Source organism: Marinicauda pacifica, assembly GCF_004793635.1.
GTDB classification, from domain to species: domain Bacteria; phylum Pseudomonadota; class Alphaproteobacteria; order Caulobacterales; family Maricaulaceae; genus Marinicauda; species Marinicauda pacifica.
Genome location: NZ_SRXV01000123.1, coordinates 1 through 301, shown reverse-complemented (window position 1 = coordinate 301; position 301 = coordinate 1). Strand labels below are relative to the sequence as shown.

At 64.8% G+C, this 301-nt stretch carries 1 protein-coding gene; it reads right to left on the bottom strand.

Features of this window, described 5'->3' with window-relative positions; genetic code table 11:
• Positions 1–301 (bottom strand): NAD-binding protein (locus E5162_RS14650; protein WP_174235024.1); only part of this gene is annotated, 301 nt, incomplete at both ends.

Genomic DNA, 301 nt, shown 5'->3' with positions numbered 1-301 from the left:
GGATGGTCGAGATCGTCACCGTACGCGGGTCGATCAGAACGTCGATGCCGAGCGCCGTCTTGACCGGGCGGAAGGCTTCGTCGTTCACGAGCGAAAGCGTGCGGTGTGCCCCCTCGCGCTTGGCCATCACCGCGCTGAGAAGATTCACCTTGTCGTCATTGGTCAGACAGATGGCCAGCTCGGCCTCCTCCCCACCGGCTTCTCTCAGGACCTGCCGATCCAGCCCGTCGCCGTGAAGCACGACCGTGCGGCGCAGCGCATCCGCGGCATTTTCTGCGCGGGTCTTGTCGCCTTCGATCAG